Consider the following 20,258-nt stretch of genomic DNA (forward strand, 5'->3'; position numbering starts at 1 on the left):
GGCCTCGTCATGACCACGCCACTTTCGGCGGGTAAAAGCTCAGCGGCCGCTCACGAAAGGCCAGGTAGTGGCGCAGTACCTGCACTGGCGCTTCCGTATGCGGGTAATGGCCAATGCCCAGTAACTGCACGGTGTCTGGCTCCGGCACCAGTTGCCGGTAGCGCTCAAGCATGTGCGCGCCGGAAAGCGGGTCGACAATGCCATTGATCAAGCGCAGCGGCACGCCTCTACATTGCATCGCCCCTACCCAGCGTTCGCGGTGCAACCTGCGCTCCGGCATGTAGCCCACCAGCTTGTGCAGGATGCGCGTGCCCCGGTTGGCAGCGATCAGGCTCCAGAAGTCATCCAGCGCGCTTTCACTGGGATGGGTGCAGGGGCCGTAGACCTGCATCACATTACGCACCAGGTCGTCACGCCCGAACGAGCGCCCGACCAGCCAGCCAAACCGGCTGAGCAGCAGCTTCTGGATCAGTAGCATGCGGCAGCTTTCGGGGAACAGCCCGCTGTTGAGGAACACACAGCTGCCAATGTCGGCACGCTGCTCATGGTGTCGCGCCAGCAGTTCCTGCGCGACGCTGCCACCGTAGTCGTGAGCCAACAGGTGTACCGGCTCTGTGACCTGCAGGTGGGCAAGCAATGCCTGCTGCAGGTCTGCTTGCTCCATCAGGCTGTAAGTGTGATCGACGGGCTTGTCCGAATCACCAAAGCCGAGCATGTCGCAAGCGATCACCCGGAAACGTTGGCTCAGAGGGCCCCACAGGTAGTGCCAGTCCCAACTGGCGGTGGGGAAACCGTGTAACAGAAGCAGAGGCTCTCCTTGCCCTGCGGTCCAGTAGCGGATGCTCTGGCCCCGGAAGATGAAACTCTGTGCCCGGGTACGCCAGACGCACAATGGAATCTCGGCCAGAGGCATCAGAAGTGTCCCGGTGTAGTGGTGTTGGCGGAATAGGGCAAGGCTGCGTTCATTGCATGTCACCTCGGCACTTACATGTGCTCTCTATGTCGAGGCAAAGTCTAGCCAGCAGCCCATTGGCTGGAACTTGCGTTGCCAGCCAGCTTGATGACTGAGCGAGTCAGTGGCACGAACGGTCAGAGGAGCAAGGCCAACAAGGGGGCCGCGAACAGGTTGAGTAGCCCGGTCAGGACCATCACCAGGCCGGCCACCGAGCCTTCCTCACGGCCCACTTCCTGCGCCCGGCTGACCCCGGCACCATGCGCGCCAACACCGAACAGCGCACCTCGTGCCAGCGGCGTACGCAGCGGCAACCAACGCAACAGCACACCGCCGAACATGGCACCGAGCACGCCGGTGAACATCACGAACACCGCTGTCAGCTCTGGCACCCCACCCAGGTCATGGGCCATGGGCATGGCAAAGGGCGTGGTGATCGAGCGCGGCACCAGCGACAGGCTGGTTGCGCTGTCCAGCGCCAACAGGTGCGCCAGCCCCCAGGAGCTGGCGATCGAGGCACTGCTGCCAGCGACCATGCCCACCATCAAGGCCGGCCAGTGGCGCGCCAGCATGGCCCGCTGCTGCCAGATCGGCACCGCGAAGGCTACGGTCACCGGGCCGAGCACGCTCATCAACCAGTGGGTGTTGCGCGCATACTCGGCATAGGCTGTATGCAGTGGCACGGCCACAGCCAACAGCAACACCGGCACCAGGATCAACGGTGACAGCAGGTAGCGTTTGCTACGCCGGTACAACCAGCGGCTGCCCAGGTAAGCCAGCAAGGTCAAGGCCAACCAGAACAGCGGCATGGGTTCAAGGCTCATGGCGCAACCTCCAGCGGCACACCAGCTCAACGGTCATGGCGGTCACTATCATCACCATCAGCGTGCTCACGGCGATCACCAGCAAGATGCGCCAGCCCTCATCACGGATCAGTGAGCCATAGTCGAGCAGGCTCATCAGCGCCGGGATGAAGAACAACAGCATCTCAGCCATCAGCCAGCCAGCACCCAATTGCAGCATGGCCGGTTTGAGCACACCCGAAGCGAACAGTATCAACAGCAGTGCCAGGCCCATCACACCACCGGGGATCGGCCAGCCCAGCCAACTGGCAATCTGACCACCAAGCAGGAACAGCGCACAGAGAACCGCCAGCTCGACAAGCAGGCGCAGGGCTTTTTTCAATAATGCAGGTTTCATGGCGGGGTTCCTCGACAGGCCCTCATTTTAAGATTTGGCTGCCTAGGCCAGAAGCGAATTGTTAGACTGCTCACCATTCCAAAATGGAATCCAAAGCATGGAATTCAAACAACTGCGCAGCTTCATCGAAGTGGTCCACCGCGGCGGTTTTACCCAGGCGGCACAGACCCTGCACATCAGTCAGTCGGCCGTGAGCAAGCAGGTGGCCCAGCTTGAGCAAGATGTGGGCCAGCCGCTGCTGGAGCGCCAGGCTTCGCAACTGCACTTGACCGCTGCCGGCCGCATCGTGCTGGAGCGTGGCGAAGCCTTGCTGCGTCAGCGCCAGGCGCTGCTCAACGAGCTGGACGATCTCAGCCAGATGGAGCGTGGCGAACTACGCCTGGGCTTGCCGATGCTTGGCAGCGACACGCTGTTCGCCGGCTTTTTCGCCGAGTACCGGCGGCGCCATCCGAACATCGCCATCCAACTGCTGGAAGGCGGCAGCCGCAGCATCGAACAGGCCGTCAGAAGTGGCGAACTGGAACTGGGCGGCTGTTTGACGCCCACCGACGAGGCATTCGACTACCAGCCCTTTTGCAACGAACGGCTGGATGCGTTGCTGCCGGCTGGCCATGCCTTGGCCGGCCTGGACGCCGTGGGCCTGGAGCAACTGGCCGATACACCGTTTCTGCTGTACCAGCGCAGTTTTGTGCTCAACGACCGGCTGCTGAAGGCGTGCCAGCAGCAGGGCTTCACCCCCAAGGAAGGCGGGCGCAGCGGCCAGGCGGATTTTTTGGCGGCGCTGGTGGCAGCCGGCCAGGGCGTGGTGATGCTGCCCCGGGTGGTGGCAAAAGCGCTGGAACGCCCCGGGGTGGTGCGTGTGCCGTTGAATACGCAGGAGGATTTGCGTTGGGATATCGCGTTTATCTGGCGACGCGGCGCCTACCTGTCACGGGCAGCGCAGGCGTGGTTGGCCTTGTTGCGCGAGCCCCACGGCTAACACACCTGCACAGGTGCCGGGTCAGGCGTTCAGTGCGTTCGCCAACTCAGCCAGCCAAGGCTCGGCATCCGCTTCCGGGGTCACCGTCTCGCTCGCATCCAGGCGCAGCATTGGCTGCACTTCGCGCACGCCCAGTTCGGCGAACAGCTCACGCATCTGCTCGCCACCACCGCAATAGGTATCGCCATAACTGGAGTCGCCCAGCGCGATCACCGCGCCAGGCAGGCCGCGCCAGGCCGCGGGCAGCGTGTCACGAAGGGTGCTGTACAGCGGCATGAGGTTGTCCGGCAGCTCACCCATACCGGTGGTCGAGGTCACGGCCAGCAAGGCGTCAGGGGCAAAACCCTGAAGATCCTGAAGGGTGGCACGCGCAGCATGCCAAGCCTCGAAACCTGCCGCCTTGAGCAGCGATTCAGCGTGACGGGCGACTTCTTCGGCGGTGCCATAGACCGAGCCGGAAATAATGGCGACTTTCATCGAGTAGAGGATTCCGAAACTGAGTGAAAACGTAGGATACTAGCATTCAACGCTGGCAAAAGGCCGCCCTTACCAAAGTCGCCATCTTCCGTTTTCCTTCACCTATGGCCCGGACATGATCAACGCGCAATTGCTGCAATCGATGGTCGATGCGTCCAATGACGGCATCGTGGTTGCCGAAAAGGAAGGCGACGACACCATCCTGATCTACGTGAACGCCGCTTTCGAATGCCTCACTGGCTACAACCGTGACGAGATTCTCTATCAGGATTGCCGGTTCCTGCAGGCTGACGACCGTGACCAGCTTGGCCGCGCACGCATCCGCAAGGCCATGGCCGAGGGCCGCCCATGTCGCGAAGTGCTGCGTAACTATCGCAAGGATGGCAGCGCCTTCTGGAACGAGTTGTCGATCACGCCGGTGAAGAGCGACTTTGACCAGCGCACTTACTTTATCGGCATCCAGAAAGACGTCAGCCGCCAGGTCGAACTGGAACGGGAGCTGGCAGAACTGCGCGCTCGTCCGAAACCCGACGAACGCGCCTGAACCAAGTCCGCCACGCACGGTCAATTCCGTTGAAGAAATCGCCACCACCGAGTTCGATCATGCAAGCAGACGCGCTCCTGACCCAGGACGAGCTGGATTTCATACAGAACATGCAGCATTCGCCGCAACTGAACCTGGCTGACACCATGTCGAGCCTGCTGGTCAATGGCGACCGCCGCATACAAAGCTTGCTCACCCGGTTGGTGGCTAACGAGCAGGTGACCTTGCAGGCCCAGTTCAACAACCAGCAAATCAGTTTCCCGCTGCAGCTGGTAGAGGACGAGTTCCACGCCCTGCACCTGCAACTGGGTTCACCGGAAATCTACGAAGACGGCCCCATGCTGCGCCCATGGCGCCTGGCGATGGACCAGCCGAGCGCACTGCTCGATGCCCATGACGAAACAAGCGGCCTGTGGGTACGCGAGATTTCCTTCAAGGGTGTGCTGCTGGAAGTCCGTGATTTGCCAGCAGCACCCGCCCGCTTCGCGCTGCGCTTCGCCCCGGGCGGCATCAACCCGATCGAACTGCATGGTGTGTTGGGCCGGCGCATCGGCTCGGACCTGGCTGCCTACGACCTCAGCCAAAGCCCAGCCGAAGAAATCGAACGCCTGCGCGACTACATCCTCCAGGCGCACCGCCGCGCCCACCCCGAGCTGCACACTCAGGTATCGAGCTGACGGGCTAGAAACTGCCGCAAGCGCTGGCGCATCACACTGCCCTGCGCGCCCAGGCAGGCTACAGGGCTGCCAGCCAGGCTGTCCTGTACCGCTTCCGCCGCTTCACCGGCCAGTAACAATGGGCATTCCAGCATCGATGCCAGGCGCTTGAAGTGCCGGGCGAGTTCTGCTGTGGGCGATTGATGGGAAAACAGCACCAGGGCGTCCGGCTTCAGCCGTTCGCAGACCAGCGCAAGCTCTTGCAGCGGCTGCCCGTTCGCCAACGGGATCACGCGAACTTCGTCGCTATCCAGGATCAGGCTGGTTACCAGCAACTCAAGCTCATGGCACTGCCCCGGCAATGGCGCCAATAGCACGGTGCGGCTACACGGCACACGGGCCAGCTGCAAGCGGGCGAAAACCCGACCGCGCAGGAACTGGTCATAGAACAGCCATTCGCTGGCCTGCCCATAGCCACCTTGCCGGACTACCATGTCATGCCACACCGGCATGAGTACATCCGCGAAAACCTGATCCAGGGTGCTGGCTGCGAACACCTCGTCATAAAGGCGATTCAGGCCCGCCACATCGAAGTGCTGTACCGCCAGGCGAATCTGGTTTTGCCAGCGCAGGCTAGTGTCCACCGCGCCGCCAGCCTGCCCGGAGAGGGCATGTCCGCGGGCCAGAATACTGCCCACCTTGCTGACCGCCACGCCGCGCTCCAGCCACCCGAGGATACGGCGGATTTCATCGATATCAGCCTGGGAATACAAGCGGTGACCACTGTCGGTACGGATGGGCTGGATCAGTCCATAACGGCGCTCCCAGGCACGAAGGGTGACGGCGTTGACACCGGTCAAGCGTGACACTTCACGAATCGGAAACAGCTCCTGCTGCTCGAAGCTCGCATCGATCAACGGTTTACGTCCCTGTTCGTTCATCTGCACGAAGTACCCTGAGTGCGAAAAACTGGGCACATAGCTTACTACGACTGTGTCGGTCTGTTGGTGCCACCGTTTAACTGCCGATATTTGCCGAAGATCGCAACTGCGCGATAATGCGCGCCCGATTCTTGCATGCACGACTGCGTCGCCCATCACCCCGGGCCACACAGCCAAAGGGGCCAGCTACCCGCCAGCCCCGTTGCCAGGAGATACACGATGTCTACCCCACCCGTTACCCTCATGGTGTCGCGCCGCGCCGCCCATGGCCGCTACCAGGACCTGCTGGCCTGGCTGCACGAAGGCGAACAGCTGGCCACCGACTTCCCTGGCTACCTCGGCTCGGGCATCCTTGCCCCGCCTCAGGATAGCGACGAATTTCAGATCATCTTCCGCTTCAGCGACGAGCCGACCCTGCATGCCTGGGAACACTCCGCCTCTCGCCGCGCATGGTTACAACGCGGCAACGGCCTGTTCGAGCGCCCCAAAGAGGCGCGCGTCAGCGGTATCGACGACTGGTTCGGCACCAACAGGGTGCAAAAACCGCCACGCTGGAAGCAGGCCGTGGCCATCTGGCTGGCGTTTTTTCCAGTCTCGCTGGCCTTCAACCTGCTGTTCGGCCATTGGTTGACGGCGCTCGACCTCATACCCCGGGTACTGCTCAGCACCCTGGCCCTGACGCCGGTCATGGTGTACCTGTTCATCCCGCTGTCCACCCGCCTGCTAGCCAGTTGGCTGCAGGCCTCCCCACCCACTGCCGGCGCCTTGCGCAGCCGCTGAGGCCAGGCCATACAACAGGGAAACAGTTCGGGTATGCTGGGTGGCAACCAAAGGACAGACAAGTTGACCACCCCGAACATGAACAGCCCCATTCTCGTTACCGGAGCCAGCCAGCGCGTCGGGCTGGCCCTGGCCCTCGAACTGGCACAGGCCGGCCATACGGTGGTCAGTGCCAGCCGCAGCATCCAGCCGCAGGCAGCCCACCCCAACATCGTGCAGTTTCAGGCCGACCTGTGCCACGCGGGCGACCGCCAGGCGCTGATCGATCACCTGCACGATCGTTACGACGGACTGCGCGCCATCATCCACAACGCCTCACTATGGCTCGACGATAGCCTCGACAACCTCGAGACCATGTTCCGCCTGCACGTCGAAGCGCCCTACCACCTCAACCTGGCCCTGGGCGACCTGCTGGCCAAGGTGGAAAAGGCCGACATCATCCACATCTGCGACGAAACCTCTTCGCGCGGCAGTAAAAGCCACATCGGCTATGCCGCCACCAAGGCCGCGCTGCAGAACATGGTGCTGTCATTCGCCGAAAAATATGCGCCCACGGTGCATGTGAACGGTATCCTGCCCGGGCTGCTGATCCTCAAGGAAGGGGGGGACGAAGCCTACCGCCAGCAAACCCTGAAAAAGGCCCTGCTGGAGTTCGAACCCGGCGCCGGCCCGCTGATCGAGACCGTCAAGTACCTGCTCGCCAGCCAGTACAGCACCGGCAGCCAGGTGGTCATCAACGGTGGCCGCCACCTGAAGAACCGCATGACTTGAGAGAAGACCATGACCCCACAACAACAGCTTGAGCTCGAGGCGGCCGCATTCCGGCGCCTGGTTGAACACCTGCAAAAGCGCACCGATGTACAGAACATCGACCTGATGAACCTGTCCGGTTTCTGCCGCAACTGCCTGTCCAAGTGGTACAAGGCCGCCGCTGACGAGCGTCAGCTGGACCTGAGCCTGGATGATGCCCGCGAAGCGGTGTACGGCATGCCCTACGCCGAGTGGAAAGCCCAATACCAGAAAGAAGCCAGCGCCGAACAACAAGCGGCGTTCGAAAAAGGAAAACCTCGTGACTGATCTGAATACCCTGCGCGCAAGCCTGGCCAGCGGCCAACATGTATTTGCCGATACCTTGGCGTTCATTGCCGACAATTACAGCTACCAGCCGCAGGCCTTCAACAACGGCGGCGTGGAGAATGCGGCAGGGCAGAACGAAGGTTCGTGCAAAACCCTGGGCCTGGCCTTGCTTGAAGGGCTGAGCGACCAGGAAGCACTGCTGGCCTTCGGCGAGCACTACCGTGATGTGGTGGCCACGCCTGAGGGTAGCGACCATGGCAACATCCGTGCGCTGATCAAACACGGTCTGGCGGGTGTGAAGTTTGCTGCGCAGCCGCTTGCGCGCAAGGCTTGAGATAGCCGGGGCCGCTTTGCGGCCCCACTGTCCTGCGCCCACCATCAACCCATGATGGTGCCAGGCCCCCCACCTTCCAGCCTCCCCTGCCGCAACCACTGCAAGGCCACCGGCCACAGGTTTTCGCGAAACCGGTCATGGAAGAACGCGAAATGGCCAATTTCCTCGGCCGAGATATCCACAGGTGCAATGCGCAGGTGCTGGCGCTCGCCCCCCTGTAGATAACCCAATAAACGCTCGGTCGCCGCCACGGTCCCAAAAGGGTCGTCAGTCAGACTGATGGCCAGCGTCGCCGCACGCACCTGGGCGAACGGTAGCGCCGCCAACGCCCGCCCGCTGGGGCGGTGCTCATAACGTGGGGTGCGTGTGGTCCAGTCATGCACCACGCCGGCTGGCGTGTCTTCCAGCCAACCCAGGCGCTTGCCGGGAAAGTAGCCGAATACCCGGGTCAGTAGCGGCATGACCACATGCCACTTGCCGAACAGTTGCCAGCGCTGGCTGGCCGCGTAGTCGCGCCAGTAGGCGAACTGCGCGCCAACCATGACGACCCGACGGATCTGGCCAGCCGACGGTGCCAGGCCTACTGCACAACCGCCGAAACTGTGCCCCACCACGTCCACCGGCTGACCTGGGAAATGCGCTGCCGCATGCGCCAGCATGGCTTCGAAATCCAGCCGGCCCCAGTCGCTCCAGGAGGCCTGGAAACCACGCAGCGACGCAGGCCGGGATTCGCCGATACCACGGTAGTCATAGGTCAGCACATCGCAGCCGTGGGCGAACAGGTAGTCGGCAAAGCGGGCGTAATAGCGGCAGCGTACCGAAGTGGCAGCGTTGATGATCACCAGCGGGCGCTGGGGGTCAGGTTGGGCGTGGCGCCAGCAGAAGCCGCCGAGGCGGTAGCCGTCGGCCGCGGGGTGGTGAAATGGGGTAGCGGGTTGGGTGAGGCTACTCATGGCGCATTCCCTGTCGTTGTGCGCCAAAACTAGCAAAGATTTTGTAGCCTGTACCGGCCTCTTCGCGGGTGAGCCCGCTCCTGCAGGGGGAGAACCTGTGGGAGCGGGCTTGCCCGCGAAGAGGCCGGTACAGGCTTACCCGATTACAGCTCGACGCAGTCGAACTTCACATCGGTGGCTACGTCTTCGTCGTAGTTGACGTCAGCGCGCTCGAAGCCGAACAGGTTGAGGAACTGCTTCTTGTAACCGGCGTAGTCGGTCAGCTCGAACAGGTTCTCGGTGGTCACCTTGGGCCACAGGGCCTTGCAAGCGTTCTGCACGTCGTCACGCAGCTCCCAGTCGTCCAGGCGCAGGCGACCCTTCTCGTCGACTTCTGCCGGCGCACCGTCGGTACGGTACATACGGTCGCGGTACATGCGGTCAAGCTGGTCCTGGGTGCCTTCGTGAACACCTTTCTCCTGCATGATCTTGAAGACCATCGACAGGTACAGTGGCATCACCGGGATGGCCGAGCTGGCCTGGGTAACCACCGACTTGAGCACCGCCACATTGGCGCCGCCTTTCACTTCACCGGCCAGCTTCTGGTTCAGACGCAGGGCAGTTTCGTCCAGGTCCTGCTTGGCCTGGCCCAGTGCACCGTGCCAGTAGATCGGCCAGGTGATATCGCTGCCGATATAGCTGAAGGCCACGGTGCGAGCGCCTTCGGCCAGTACATTGGCGCCAGCCAGCGCATCGATCCACAGCTGCCAGTCCTGGCCACCCATGACGGTGACGGTGTCGGCAATTTCCTGCTCGGTGGCCGGCTCGATGCTGGCCTCGATGATGGTGTCCTTGTTGGTGTCGATGGCGGTCGACTTGTACGGCTGGCCGATCGGCTTGAGTGCCGAGCGGATGACTTCACCCGTCTGCGGCAGCTTGCGCACGGGCGAAGCCAGCGAATAGATGACCAGGTCGACCTTGCCACCCATTTCGTTCTTGATCAGCTCGATGACCTTGGCGCGGGCTTCGTCGGAGAAGGCGTCACCGTTGATCGACTTGCTGTACAGGCCCTCGGCCTTGGCGAACTTGTCGAAGGCAGCAGCGTTGTACCAGCCAGCAGTGCCGGCCTTGGTCTCGGTGCCTGGTTTTTCGAAGAACACGCCCAGGGTGTCGGCCTTGAAGCCGAACGCCGCGGTGATGCGGGCTGCCAGGCCGTAGCCGCTGGAAGCACCGATGACCAGGACCTTCTTCGGGCCATCCTCGCGTACGCCCAGCTTGCGGGTGGCTTCGATCTGGTCACGGACGTTGAGCTCGCAGCCCTTCGGGTGAGTCGTGGTGCAGATGAAACCGCGAACCTTAGGATGAATGATGGCCAATGTCTGTACCTCGTCAGGTTTATGCCGGGGAAGCGCCGCTTGGGGCGATTCCGATTGATCAGAGGGTGAGACTACCCCCGCAGGTTATCCGACACATATTACGGGGTGATCAGAGGGATGCAAAACCAGAGTTCTTCTGTGCAGGAGGGACATGGCAGCACGAAATCCAGATTGGCGGGTTAAAACGTCCGCCACCCATTGATTTGCTTTTCACATCAATCCGAAAGAAAAACAAACTTAACAAATAAGCCAAACCCGCCGATGCTGGCGGCACTACGCCCATTGCACGGAGAACAACAACATGAACGACGTGGTGATCGTCGCCGCAACCCGTACCGCCATCGGCAGCTTCCAGGGCGCCCTGGCCACAGTGCCTGCGGTCGACCTCGGCGCCGCCGTGATCAAGCAACTGCTGAAACAAACCGGGCTGGACCCGGCGCAGGTCGACGAAGTCATCCTCGGCCAAGTGCTCACTGCCGGTGCCGGTCAGAACCCGGCACGCCAGGCGGCGATCAAGGCTGGCCTGCCCTTCAGCGTACCGGCCCTGACCCTGAACAAGGTCTGCGGCTCGGGCCTCAAGGCCCTGCACCTGGCCGCCCAGGCGATTCGCTGCGGCGATGCCGAGGTGGTGATTGCCGGTGGTCAGGAGAACATGAGCCTTGCCCCCTACGTGATGCCCTCCGCCCGTACCGGGCAGCGCATGGGCCATGGCCAACTGATCGACAGCATGATCACGGACGGATTGTGGGATGCCTTCAATGACTACCACATGGGCATCACTGCCGAAAACCTGGTGGACAAGTACGGTCTAACCCGTGAACAGCAGGATGCCTTCGCTGCCGAATCGCAGCGCAAGGCAATGGCGGCGATCGAGGCCGGCCGTTTCGACGCTGAAATCACCCCCATCGTGCTGCCGCAGAGAAAGGGAGAGCCCAAGGTTTTTGCCCGTGACGAGCAACCACGCCCGGACACCACCGCCGAGTCTCTGGGCAAACTGCGCCCGGCCTTCAAGAAGGACGGCAGCGTCACCGCAGGCAATGCTTCCAGCCTGAACGACGGCGCCGCCGCCGTGCTTTTGATGAGCGCCGCAAAGGCCGAGGCTTTGGGCCTGCCGGTGCTGGCGAAGATCGCCGCCTATGCCAGTGCCGGGGTAGACCCCGCGATCATGGGTATCGGTCCGGTTTCGGCGACCCAGCGTTGCCTGGACAAGGCCGGTTGGCAACTGGCCGAACTGGACCTGATCGAAGCCAACGAAGCCTTTGCCGCCCAGGCGCTGGCCGTGGGCAATGCGCTGGCATGGGATGCCGCACGGGTTAACGTCAATGGAGGGGCGATTGCCCTGGGCCATCCGATTGGTGCTTCCGGGTGCAGGGTGCTGGTGACCCTGCTGCACGAGATGATCAAGCGGGATGCCCAGAAAGGCCTGGCCACCTTGTGCATTGGTGGCGGGCAAGGGGTGGCGCTGGCCATCGAGCGCTGATTGATTCAAGCAGGCCCGGCCTCTTCGCGGGTGAACCCGCGCCTACACTGATCGGTGATGGACACACATCGGTGATCGGGCGCAGGCCGTTGTAGGAGCGGGTTTACCCGCGAAAGGGCCGGGCCTGCTGGCCAATCTCCACCAGCCATTCACCGTTGCATTCGCCACCGTATTCGCGGGTAAACCCGCTCCTACACTGATCGGTGGTGGACACACATCGGTGATTGGGCGCAGGCCGTTGTAGGAGCGGGTTCACCCGCGAAGAGGCCGGCACAGGCAGCAACCGTTCAAGCCGCGGCTCGGTCCTGCTCCAGCGAAGCAGCCAGCACCGCCACTTCCTGGCACTTCTGCACGGCCAGATCCACTGGGCTCTCCAGCAGCGAACAGGCCGGCGCCAACCACAGCCGCTCCCCCAGGCGTTCATGGGCCTCGTGCAGCAGCCCCAGGGTCTTGCCCAGATCGCAAGGCAAGTCGTTGCGACCGTCGACCAGGCCCAGCGACAGTATCTTGTAAGCCGGCAGGCGGTCGAGAATGCTCTGGTATTGCTCAGGGGCTTGAACCAGATCGACGTGCAAGCCATCCACTGGCAGGTTGGCGGCCAGGCCGAGGTTGCCGTCAAGGCCACCGAAGTACGTGGCGATCAGCTTCTTCAACGGTGCGCGTTGCAGGATGTTGTAGACGCGTTCATAGGCATTTTTCCAGTCCTGGGGCAGCGCCTGGGCGAGGATGGGTTCATCGATCTGCACCCATTCAACGCCCAGGGCGGCCAGGCGGTTGAGGAGCTGGTCATACACGGGCAGCAGGCGGTCAAGCAGCTCCAGCTTGTCGAAGTCACCGCCCAGGGTCTGGCCCTGCCACAGGTAGGTCAAGGGGCCGATCACTACCGGCTTGACTGCATGGCCCAGAGCCTTGGCGTGCTCCACTTCTTCGAACAGTGGTTCCCAGTTCAGAACGAACGGCTGATCGCCTGCGCTAAGCACGTGGCTGTCCCAGGCGAAGTCGCCGACCGGCAGCAGCTCGATGCCAGCGTCTTTCTGCACCTGCCAGTGGCGGGCACGCAGCTCGCGGTCACGGCCGATGTGTGGAAAGCCCAGGTTATGTGCCAGTGCCATGTCTTGTCCCTTCAGCATGCTTTAATGAATGAGGGAGATTCTCCGGCTGGCGGGGTGTTGAGACAAACTCATTAAATTTGAGATGAACCCAAGAAATCTTCATGATCATGATCATGATCATGATCATGATTGTGCAGTGGCTGTGCCGGCCCTTTCACGGGCAAGTCCTACACGGCTCTCATGATCTTCCCGGCCCCCATGTCTCATTCAGATCACCACCTTGCGCATCCGGACATGACCCGGCTCGCCTTCTGCCGCACAATGCCACCCTGACCACACCAGGTGCCCGGCCAACATGAGCCTGCTGAAAACCGCCCTGCGCGAAAAGAACTTCGTCTGCGTCATGGAGTTCGTCCCCAAACCTTCCGCAGAACGCTTTGCCGCCATGGAAGCGATCATGGCCCGTGCGCACCTGTGCGGCTGGCCTATGACCGTGGCCATCGGTGATCGTGTCGGCAGCCCGCTGGACATGTCACCGCTGGACGCCCTCGCCTCGTTCAGCAACCCGGTGCCTGCCCTGCCGCATTTTTCGGGCAAGGATCGCGAGCGCCACCACCTGCTCGCCCAACTGCAGCGCATGGACGCCGCCGGCCTCGACCAGCTGTTACTGCTGACTGGCGACCGCCTGCCCGGCCATGAACCTGGCCAGCGCCCGGTGCGCTATCTGGAATCGGTCGCTGCCCTGCAGATTGCCCGCCAGGCTTGCCCGCACTGGCTGCTGGGCGCGGCGCTGAACCCGTTCAAGTACCACGAGGAAGAAGGCGGCGCCCAGTATTTCAAGGCCGAGAAAAAGCTGGCAGCGGGGGCTGACTTCTTCACCTTGCAGCTGGGCTTCGATGCCGCCAAGCACCAGGAAGCCATACACTGGATGCGCCGCCAGGCGTCACCCAAGCCCATGCTGGCCTGCCTCATGAGCCTCACCCACGGGCGCGCAGCGATGCTCGACCACGTGGCCGGCGTCACTGTCACGCTCTCCATGCGCGACATGCTCGAAGCGGAGACGGCGCAGTCCAAGGCCTTTGCCCAGGCGCGCAGTGTTGACCGTCTGGCCTTGCAGATTATCGGTACAAAGCTGATGGGTTACGCCGGTGTGCACCTGTCAGGGGTTCACACACTCGAACAGCTGCTGGCCCTCGAGGCCCGTATCGAGCACTGGCAAACCCAGGTTCAGTCAATGGAGCAATGGACACCGGCCTGGCACGCCAGCTGGCAGATGCCCGGCCTGCCAGCGGTAACCTTTCATCCGCCACAGGCGGGCTGGCGCCTGGGCGAGTCACGGGTCGATGCCTCATTCAAGGAAAAAGCCCGCTATCACCTGATGCATGGCATGCATTCACTGCTGTTCAGCCGGCGCAACGGCCTGAGCAAGGCCTTCGGTTGGGCAGTGCGCCAGCCTCTATGGGCAACACGCGTTGGCGCACAAGTGCTGCACACGCTCGAGCGCAGTGTGAAGCGCCCGCTGGTGGGTTGCGACACCTGCGGCCGTTGCCGCCTGGAAGACACCTTGTACACCTGCCCGGAAACCTGCCCTAAAGGCCTGGCCAATGGCCCCTGCGGCGGAACCGCCCTGAACCGCTGCGAGTTCGGCGACCGCGAGTGCATCCACAGCGTCAAATACCGCACCGCCAAAGCAGTGCGGCAAACCGCTGTGCTGACCGAACGCCTGATCCCGTGCATCGAGGTCGAAACCCGACACCGCAGCTCATGGCCGCAGTGGTTCGCAGGGCAGGCGCCCCAGCGGCTCAGCCCGCAGCCATTGCCTCGAAGCCAGCCCGAATCGTAGCCTCGGGCAGTTCATCGGCAATGAACACCATCACGCTCTCGCGCGCTTCGCCTGCGGCCCACTCGGCGTCCCAGTCGAAGCCATAAAGCTTGAGCACGCCCTGGAACACCAGCTTGCGCTCCTCGCCAGCAATGTTCAGCACGCCCTTGTAGCGCAGCAGCTGTTTGCCGTGGGTTTCCAGCAGCTCGTTCATGAAGCTGCTGAGGCGGTCGATATCCAGCGGGGCTTCGGTGCGCAGCACCATCGTGGAGATGCGGTCCGGGGTGGCAGGCTTGAGCACGGGTCGCAACATCGGTTTCAGGTTTACCCCAAGGTCAGGGTTGAGGTTGAAACCGCGCACATCCAGTAGTTCAGCCAGGTCGATGCAGCCGTGTTCGACCACACGGATCGCAGCCCTGCTATTGATGCGGCCCAGGCGTTCGCGCAGGGCTTCAACCGCAGCTGGCTCGACCAGGTCGGTCTTGCTCAGCAGCAGACGGTCGGCAAAGCCGACCTGGGCCTGAGCGATGGTCTGGGTCAGGTGCAGTTCGGCATGCGCGGCATCGACGAGGGTGATGATGCCGTCGAGGATGTAGCGCTCACGCAGCTCCTCGTCGATGAAGAACGTTTGCGCTACCGGCGCCGGGTCGGCCAGGCCGGTGCACTCGATCACCAGGCGGTCGAAGGCAATCTCGCCGGCATCCAGACGTTCAAGCAGCAGGTACAGGGCGCGGGTCAAGTCGCCATGGATGCTGCAGCATACACAGCCGTTGGCCAAGGTCATTACCTGCACCGGCTGATCACCCAGCAGTTGGCTGTCGATGCCGGCCTCGCTGAATTCGTTTTCGATCACGGCGAGCTTCAGGCCATGCTCGGCCTTGAGCATGTGCCTGAGCAAGGTAGTCTTGCCGGCACCGAGGAAGCCAGTGAGGACGGTTACGGGAATGGGCGTCTGCACGCAAAATACTCCTGAATCTGAAAATGACTGTGGGAGCCGGTTACCCAGGCTCCCACAGGTTCACACGTACCGCAGGCTCAACAGCACTTGGGGCCGGATTTGCCACCGTAACGTGCTTCCTGGCGTTCGCGGAAGAACGCCTCGTAGCTCATCACCGGCTTGTCCGGATGCGTTTTCTGCATGTGTTCGACATAGTTGTCGTAGTCGGGCATGCCGACCATCAGGCGGGCTGCCTGCCCCAGGTATTTTCCCAGTCGACCCAGGTCGTTGAACATGATTGCAGTCCTCTCTATTACGCGTCAGGCAGCGCCTGGAACGGGGTTTCCTTGTCGCTGCGCTCCTTGCGGCCCAGGGCGACGTAGCCGACCTTGATGGCGAAGAACAGGATGCTGAAGACCACCAGCAGGAACAAGACCGTCAGGCCCGCGTTGGTGTAGGCGTTGAAGATCACGTGCTGCATCTGCCCGATGTCTTTGGCCGGGGCCAGTACCTGGCCGGCGTCCAGCGCAGTGCTGTACTTCTTGGCCAGGGCCAGGAAGCCGACAGCCGGGTTCGGGTCGAACAGCTTGATCAGGCCTGCTGCAGTGGTGCAGATCAACAGCCACACGGCCGGCAGCAGGGTGACCCAGATGTAGCGCTGACGCTTCATCTTGATCAGCACCACAGTACCGAGCATCAAGGCGATACCGGCCAGCATCTGGTTGGAGATACCAAACAGCGGCCACAGGGTGTTGATGCCGCCCAGCGGGTCGATTACGCCCTGGTACAGCAGATAGCCCCAGAGTGCCACGCAGCCAGCGGTGGCGAGCAGGTTGGCCCCCCACGAGTCGGTGCGCTTGAGCGCCGGCACGAAGCTGCCCAGCAGGTCTTGCAACATGAAGCGCCCGGCACGGGTACCGGCATCCACCGCAGTGAGGATGAACAGCGCCTCGAACAAGATCGCGAAGTGGTACCAGAAGGCCATGGTGTTTTCACCTGGCAAGACTTGGTGCAGGATCTGCGCGATACCGACCGCCAGGGTTGGCGCGCCACCGGCACGGGCCAGGACGGTGTGCTCGCCAATGTCACGGGCGACCGCTTCGAGCTGCTCAGGTGTAATCAGGAAGCCCCAACTGCTGACCGTCTGCGCTACCGACACAACATCGGAACCGACCACGGCAGCCGGGCTGTTCATGGCGAAGTACACGCCCGGCTCGATCACCGAGGCCGCAACCATGGCCATGATGGCGACGAACGATTCCATCAGCATGCCGCCATAGCCGATATAGCGGGCGTTGGTTTCGTTATCCAGCAGCTTCGGGGTGGTCCCCGAGGAAATCAGCGCGTGGAAGCCAGACACCGCACCACAGGCAATGGTGATGAACAGGAACGGGAACAGGGTACCCTTCCACACCGGGCCGGTGCCGTCGGTGAACTGGGTCAGCGCCGGCATTTTCAGCTCGGGTGCGATGATCAGGATACCGATGGCCAGGCCAAGGATCGTACCGATCTTGAGGAAGGTCGACAGGTAGTCACGCGGCGCCAGTACCAGCCATACCGGCAGCACGGCGGCGACAAACCCGTAGCCCACCAGCATCCAGGTGATCTGTACGCCGGTGAACGTGAACGCCGGGCCCCACACCGGATCCGCAGCGATCACGCCCCCCAGCCAGATGGAAGCCAGCAGCAGTACCACGCCAACCACCGAGATTTCGCCAATACGGCCCGGACGGATGTAGCGCATATAAATGCCCATGAACATCGCGATCGGGATGGTCGCCATCACCGTGAACATGCCCCACGGGCTTTCGGCCAGGGCCTTGACCACGATCAGCGCCAGCACCGCAAGGATGATGATCATGATCAGGAAGCAGCCGAACAGGGCGATGGTGCCCGGGATTTTGCCCATCTCCTCGCGCACCATGTCGCCCAGCGAGCGGCCATTGCGGCGGGTAGACATGAACAGGACCATGAAGTCCTGCACCGCACCGGCCAGCACCACGCCGGCGATCAGCCACAGCGTGCCGGGCAGGTAGCCCATTTGCGCGGCGAGTACCGGCCCGACCAAGGGGCCTGCGCCGGCGATGGCGGCGAAGTGGTGGCCGAAAAGAATGTGTTTGTTGGTCGGAACGTAGTCCAGGCCATCGTTGTTGAGCACCGCCGGGGTGGCACGGCGCGGGTCGAGTTGCATCACCTTGGTGGCGATGAACAGGCTGTAGTAACGATAGGCGACCAGGTAGATGGCCACCGCCGCGACCACGATCCACAAGGCGTTGATCGCCTCGCCGCGACGCAGGGCAACCACACCCAGTGCGCAGGCGCCTATGACTGCCAGCGCCAGCCACGGAATATGGCGTAGCAGGCTATTATTGTTGTTCATGGTTAGCTTCCAGCTGGTGGATTGGAAAGACCGCCCACCGAGTCTAGGGCGAGTCAAGCGGCATTGCCACACTTGCTTTGTTCTAGAGCCTCTGCGGCCAGATTGCAGTACCTGATGCACATGCAGTTCTAAATATAGTCAGGATGACACCTGACGACCTATTGAGGATCCATGCCATGAGCGATCACGACGAACGCCGCCGCTTTCAACGCATCGACTTCGATGCGCCCGCCGAGCTACACCAGGGACTGAAACGCTGGCCTGCAAAACTGCTGGACCTTTCACTCAAAGGCTTGCTGATAGAACGCCCGGCAGATTGGGATGCCGACCTGACGCAGGACTTCGACGCCATCATCCACCTGGGCGAAGATGCCCGCGTGCAGATGCAGGTCGAACTGCGCCACGAGGAAGCGGACCGCCTGGGCTTCATCTGCCTCTACATCGACCTCGACTCGCTGAGCCACTTGCACCGTCTTGTGGAACTGAACGTGGCTGACAGCACCGAAATGATGCGTGAGCTGCGCGAACTCATCGAATAATGAAATCTCTTAGCTAGCTAATAGCCTCCCCACAGAGTGTTTCTTGTCTACCCAGACAGCTTTAAGCCTGGGTAGCGTTGCTTTGTACACACCCTTCTAATACAGCTTCTGCCAAGTTGGTACGCCTTCTGCATTGGGTTTTAGCACGCCCTGCGGCCGGATCTGTTCGCGCTCCGATCAAAATATTGTATACAATTCTTGTAGCAATCAATTGAGTGAAGTGTCTACAGTAGCGGCACAACAATAAACAGAGAGCCTGCTCCATGACTACGTCCCCTAGCACGTCTCCCGCCAAGCGACCCGAGGATGAAAACCTCGGCCTTGGTGCCAACCTGGCCTATGGTCTGCAGCATGTGCTGACCATGTATGGTGGGATCGTCGCAGTACCCCTGATCCTGGGGCAGGCCGCGGGCCTGAATGGTGCCGAAATCGGCATGCTGATCGCCGCCTCGCTGTTTGCCGGTGGCCTGGCCACCCTTCTGCAGACCCTTGGTCTGCCGTTCTTTGGTTGCCAGTTGCCGCTGGTACAAGGCGTGTCGTTCGCCGGTGTGGCGACCATGGGGGCGATTCTGAGCAGCGAGGGGGGCGGTGGCCTGCCAGGCGTACTCGGCGCGGTCATGGCAGCGTCGCTGATCGGCTTTCTGATCACGCCGGTGTTCTCGCGCATCACCAAGTTCTTCCCGCCGCTGGTGACCGGTATCGTCATCACCACCATCGGCCTGACCCTGATGCCGGTTGCCGCACGCTGGGTGATGGGTGGCAACAGCGCCTCGCCGGAGTTCGGCAGCATGGCCAACATCGGCCTGGCCGGGCTGACCTTCGCCATCGTGCTGCTGCTGAGCAAGCTTGGCAACGCAACCATCTCACGCCTGTCGATCCTGCTGGCCATGGTGGTCGGCACGTTGATCGCCTGGGCATTGGGCATGACCGATTTCAGCAAGGTCAGCGAAGGCCCGATGTTCGCCTTCCCCTCGCCGTTCCACTTTGGCATGCCGGAGTTCCACATCGCCGCGATCCTGTCGATGTGCATCGTGATCATGGTGACCCTGGTGGAAACGTCGGCCGATATCCTCGCCGTCGGTGAGATCATCGACACCAAGGTGGACTCAAAGCGCCTGGGCAACGGCCTGCGCGCCGACATGGCATCGAGCATCCTGGCGCCGATTTTCGGTTCGTTCACCCAGAGCGCGTTCGCCCAGAACGTTGGCCTTGTGGCGGTGACCGGGGTCAAGAGCCGCTACGTGGTGGCTACCGGCGGCGTGATTCTGGTGGTACTCGGCCTGCTGCCGGTCATGGGACGGGTGATTGCCGCCGTGCCTACCCCGGTACTGGGCGGCGCCGGTATCGTGCTGTTCGGCACCGTGGCGGCCAGCGGTATCCGCACCCTGTCCAAGGTCAGCTACAAGAACAACGTCAACCTGATCATCGTTGCCGCCTCGCTGGGCTTCGGCATGATCCCGATTGCCGCGCCGACCTTCTACCACCACTTCCCGAACTGGTTCGAGACCATCTTCCACTCCGGCATCAGCTCGGCGGCGATCATGGCCATCCTGCTGAACCTGATCTTCAACCACTTCACCACCGGCAACTCGGAAAACCAGTCAGTGTTCGCTGCAGCCTACGAGCGGACCATCCAGTATTCGGACATTTCCGCGCTGCGTGATGGGGACTACTTCAAGGATGGCAAGCTGTTCGATGCCGAGGGTAACGAAGTGCCAATGCTGGAACTGGACGAGCATGGCAATGAAACGGTCAAGCGCACGCCAGTTGCCGAGCATTGACTGTGTGCAGGAGCGAGCT

Annotated in this window: 22 protein-coding genes; 11 read left to right on the top strand and 11 right to left on the bottom strand. The window is 62.2% G+C overall.

Translation table 11 applies throughout. The features are described 5' to 3' along the window. Window positions 1–7: 7 nt before the first annotated feature. From ACF8EF_RS25150 to ACF8EF_RS25160, 3 genes are all read right to left on the bottom strand, one after another. Window positions 8–913, bottom strand: a complete 906-nt coding sequence (locus ACF8EF_RS25150) for an alpha/beta fold hydrolase (RefSeq protein ID WP_392462171.1) — start codon at window positions 911–913, stop codon at window positions 8–10. Between the two features lie 176 nt (window positions 914–1,089). After that, window positions 1,090–1,776, bottom strand: a complete 687-nt coding sequence (locus ACF8EF_RS25155) for an LrgB family protein (RefSeq protein WP_392462173.1) — start codon at window positions 1,774–1,776, stop codon at window positions 1,090–1,092. Next, the gene (locus tag ACF8EF_RS25160) at window positions 1,766–2,152 is read right to left on the bottom strand and encodes a CidA/LrgA family protein (protein WP_101196255.1); all 387 of its coding nucleotides are present in this window, start codon (window positions 2,150–2,152) and stop codon (window positions 1,766–1,768) included. The genes ACF8EF_RS25155 and ACF8EF_RS25160 overlap by 11 nt, the downstream gene beginning before the upstream one ends. 97 nt (window positions 2,153–2,249) lie before the next feature. Between ACF8EF_RS25160 and ACF8EF_RS25165 the strand changes: the two genes are divergently transcribed. After that, window positions 2,250–3,131 (top strand): LysR family transcriptional regulator, encoded by an 882-nt coding sequence (locus ACF8EF_RS25165; RefSeq protein WP_392462175.1) that lies wholly within the window; start codon window positions 2,250–2,252, stop codon window positions 3,129–3,131. A gap of 21 nt (window positions 3,132–3,152) precedes the next feature. On the opposite strand, the gene ACF8EF_RS25170 is transcribed toward ACF8EF_RS25165, so the two are convergent. Then, on the bottom strand, window positions 3,153–3,608 hold the full coding sequence (locus ACF8EF_RS25170; RefSeq protein ID WP_339444055.1) for a flavodoxin: 456 nt from the start codon (window positions 3,606–3,608) through the stop codon (window positions 3,153–3,155). Between the two features lie 115 nt (window positions 3,609–3,723). Here ACF8EF_RS25170 and ACF8EF_RS25175 point away from each other — a divergent pair, with 115 nt between their 5' ends. Next, window positions 3,724–4,152, top strand: a complete 429-nt coding sequence (locus tag ACF8EF_RS25175) for a PAS domain-containing protein (RefSeq protein WP_392462176.1) — start codon at window positions 3,724–3,726, stop codon at window positions 4,150–4,152. A gap of 59 nt (window positions 4,153–4,211) precedes the next feature. Continuing rightward, window positions 4,212–4,829: a hypothetical protein gene (locus ACF8EF_RS25180; RefSeq protein WP_176682530.1), complete on the top strand. Its 618-nt coding sequence runs from the start codon at window positions 4,212–4,214 to the stop codon at window positions 4,827–4,829. On the opposite strand, the gene ACF8EF_RS25185 is transcribed toward ACF8EF_RS25180, so the two are convergent. Beyond that, window positions 4,814–5,749 (bottom strand): MerR family transcriptional regulator, encoded by a 936-nt coding sequence (locus ACF8EF_RS25185; protein ID WP_392462178.1) that lies wholly within the window; start codon window positions 5,747–5,749, stop codon window positions 4,814–4,816. The two genes, ACF8EF_RS25180 and ACF8EF_RS25185, sit on opposite strands and share 16 nt — an antisense overlap. A 219-nt stretch (window positions 5,750–5,968) precedes the next feature. Here ACF8EF_RS25185 and ACF8EF_RS25190 point away from each other — a divergent pair, with 219 nt between their 5' ends. From ACF8EF_RS25190 to ACF8EF_RS25205, 4 genes are read left to right on the top strand one after another with little or no spacing between them, the layout of a single operon-like run. Next, the gene (locus tag ACF8EF_RS25190; protein WP_176682528.1) at window positions 5,969–6,529 is read left to right on the top strand and encodes an antibiotic biosynthesis monooxygenase; all 561 of its coding nucleotides are present in this window, start codon (window positions 5,969–5,971) and stop codon (window positions 6,527–6,529) included. A 33-nt stretch (window positions 6,530–6,562) separates the two neighbouring features. Next, on the top strand, window positions 6,563–7,300 hold the full coding sequence (gene folM, locus ACF8EF_RS25195) for a dihydromonapterin reductase (protein WP_176682527.1): 738 nt from the start codon (window positions 6,563–6,565) through the stop codon (window positions 7,298–7,300). Window positions 7,301–7,309: 9 nt separating this feature from the next. Then, window positions 7,310–7,606: a DUF1244 domain-containing protein gene (locus ACF8EF_RS25200; RefSeq protein ID WP_010955294.1), complete on the top strand. Its 297-nt coding sequence runs from the start codon at window positions 7,310–7,312 to the stop codon at window positions 7,604–7,606. Beyond that, window positions 7,599–7,940: a HopJ type III effector protein gene (locus tag ACF8EF_RS25205; protein WP_003251646.1), complete on the top strand. Its 342-nt coding sequence runs from the start codon at window positions 7,599–7,601 to the stop codon at window positions 7,938–7,940. The genes ACF8EF_RS25200 and ACF8EF_RS25205 overlap by 8 nt, the downstream gene beginning before the upstream one ends. Window positions 7,941–7,984: 44 nt before the next feature. On the opposite strand, the gene ACF8EF_RS25210 is transcribed toward ACF8EF_RS25205, so the two are convergent. Next, entirely contained in the window at window positions 7,985–8,893 is a 909-nt protein-coding gene (locus ACF8EF_RS25210) for an alpha/beta fold hydrolase (protein ID WP_176682525.1), read from the bottom strand. 143 nt (window positions 8,894–9,036) lie between these two features. Further along, entirely contained in the window at window positions 9,037–10,248 is a 1,212-nt protein-coding gene (gene fabV / locus ACF8EF_RS25215) for an enoyl-ACP reductase FabV (protein ID WP_176682524.1), read from the bottom strand. A 301-nt stretch (window positions 10,249–10,549) separates the two neighbouring features. On the opposite strand from fabV, the gene ACF8EF_RS25220 reads away from it, so the two are divergent. Beyond that, window positions 10,550–11,728, top strand: coding sequence for an acetyl-CoA C-acetyltransferase (locus ACF8EF_RS25220; RefSeq protein WP_392462180.1), 1,179 nt, complete (start codon window positions 10,550–10,552; stop codon window positions 11,726–11,728). A 287-nt stretch (window positions 11,729–12,015) separates the two neighbouring features. Here the strand turns inward: ACF8EF_RS25220 and ACF8EF_RS25225 are convergent, their stop codons facing one another. Beyond that, a complete protein-coding gene (locus ACF8EF_RS25225) occupies window positions 12,016–12,840 on the bottom strand; it encodes a 5-methyltetrahydropteroyltriglutamate--homocysteine methyltransferase (protein ID WP_176682522.1) in 825 nt (274 codons plus the stop codon). 295 nt (window positions 12,841–13,135) lie between these two features. Here ACF8EF_RS25225 and ACF8EF_RS25230 point away from each other — a divergent pair, with 295 nt between their 5' ends. Continuing rightward, window positions 13,136–14,623, top strand: coding sequence for a methylenetetrahydrofolate reductase C-terminal domain-containing protein (locus tag ACF8EF_RS25230; protein ID WP_339534836.1), 1,488 nt, complete (start codon window positions 13,136–13,138; stop codon window positions 14,621–14,623). On the opposite strand, the gene yjiA is transcribed toward ACF8EF_RS25230, so the two are convergent. The 3 genes from yjiA to ACF8EF_RS25245 all read right to left on the bottom strand — a co-directional run bounded on the left by yjiA (window position 14,583) and on the right by ACF8EF_RS25245 (window position 17,919). Continuing rightward, window positions 14,583–15,560, bottom strand: a complete 978-nt coding sequence (yjiA, locus tag ACF8EF_RS25235) for a GTPase (RefSeq protein ID WP_176682520.1) — start codon at window positions 15,558–15,560, stop codon at window positions 14,583–14,585. The genes ACF8EF_RS25230 and yjiA overlap by 41 nt on opposite strands. A gap of 77 nt (window positions 15,561–15,637) precedes the next feature. Next, entirely contained in the window at window positions 15,638–15,835 is a 198-nt protein-coding gene (locus tag ACF8EF_RS25240; protein WP_003251633.1) for a YbdD/YjiX family protein, read from the bottom strand. A 17-nt stretch (window positions 15,836–15,852) separates the two neighbouring features. Next, window positions 15,853–17,919: a carbon starvation CstA family protein gene (locus tag ACF8EF_RS25245; protein ID WP_176682519.1), complete on the bottom strand. Its 2,067-nt coding sequence runs from the start codon at window positions 17,917–17,919 to the stop codon at window positions 15,853–15,855. A gap of 176 nt (window positions 17,920–18,095) precedes the next feature. On the opposite strand from ACF8EF_RS25245, the gene ACF8EF_RS25250 reads away from it, so the two are divergent. Beyond that, the gene (locus ACF8EF_RS25250; RefSeq protein ID WP_176682518.1) at window positions 18,096–18,458 is read left to right on the top strand and encodes a PilZ domain-containing protein; all 363 of its coding nucleotides are present in this window, start codon (window positions 18,096–18,098) and stop codon (window positions 18,456–18,458) included. A 263-nt stretch (window positions 18,459–18,721) separates the two neighbouring features. Continuing rightward, the gene (locus ACF8EF_RS25255; RefSeq protein ID WP_176682517.1) at window positions 18,722–20,239 is read left to right on the top strand and encodes a nucleobase:cation symporter-2 family protein; all 1,518 of its coding nucleotides are present in this window, start codon (window positions 18,722–18,724) and stop codon (window positions 20,237–20,239) included. Window positions 20,240–20,258 lie beyond the last annotated feature (19 nt).

It is taken from the genome of Pseudomonas sp. zjy_15 (assembly GCF_043101865.1).
Taxonomy (GTDB): Bacteria; Pseudomonadota; Gammaproteobacteria; order Pseudomonadales; family Pseudomonadaceae; genus Aquipseudomonas; species Aquipseudomonas putida_Y.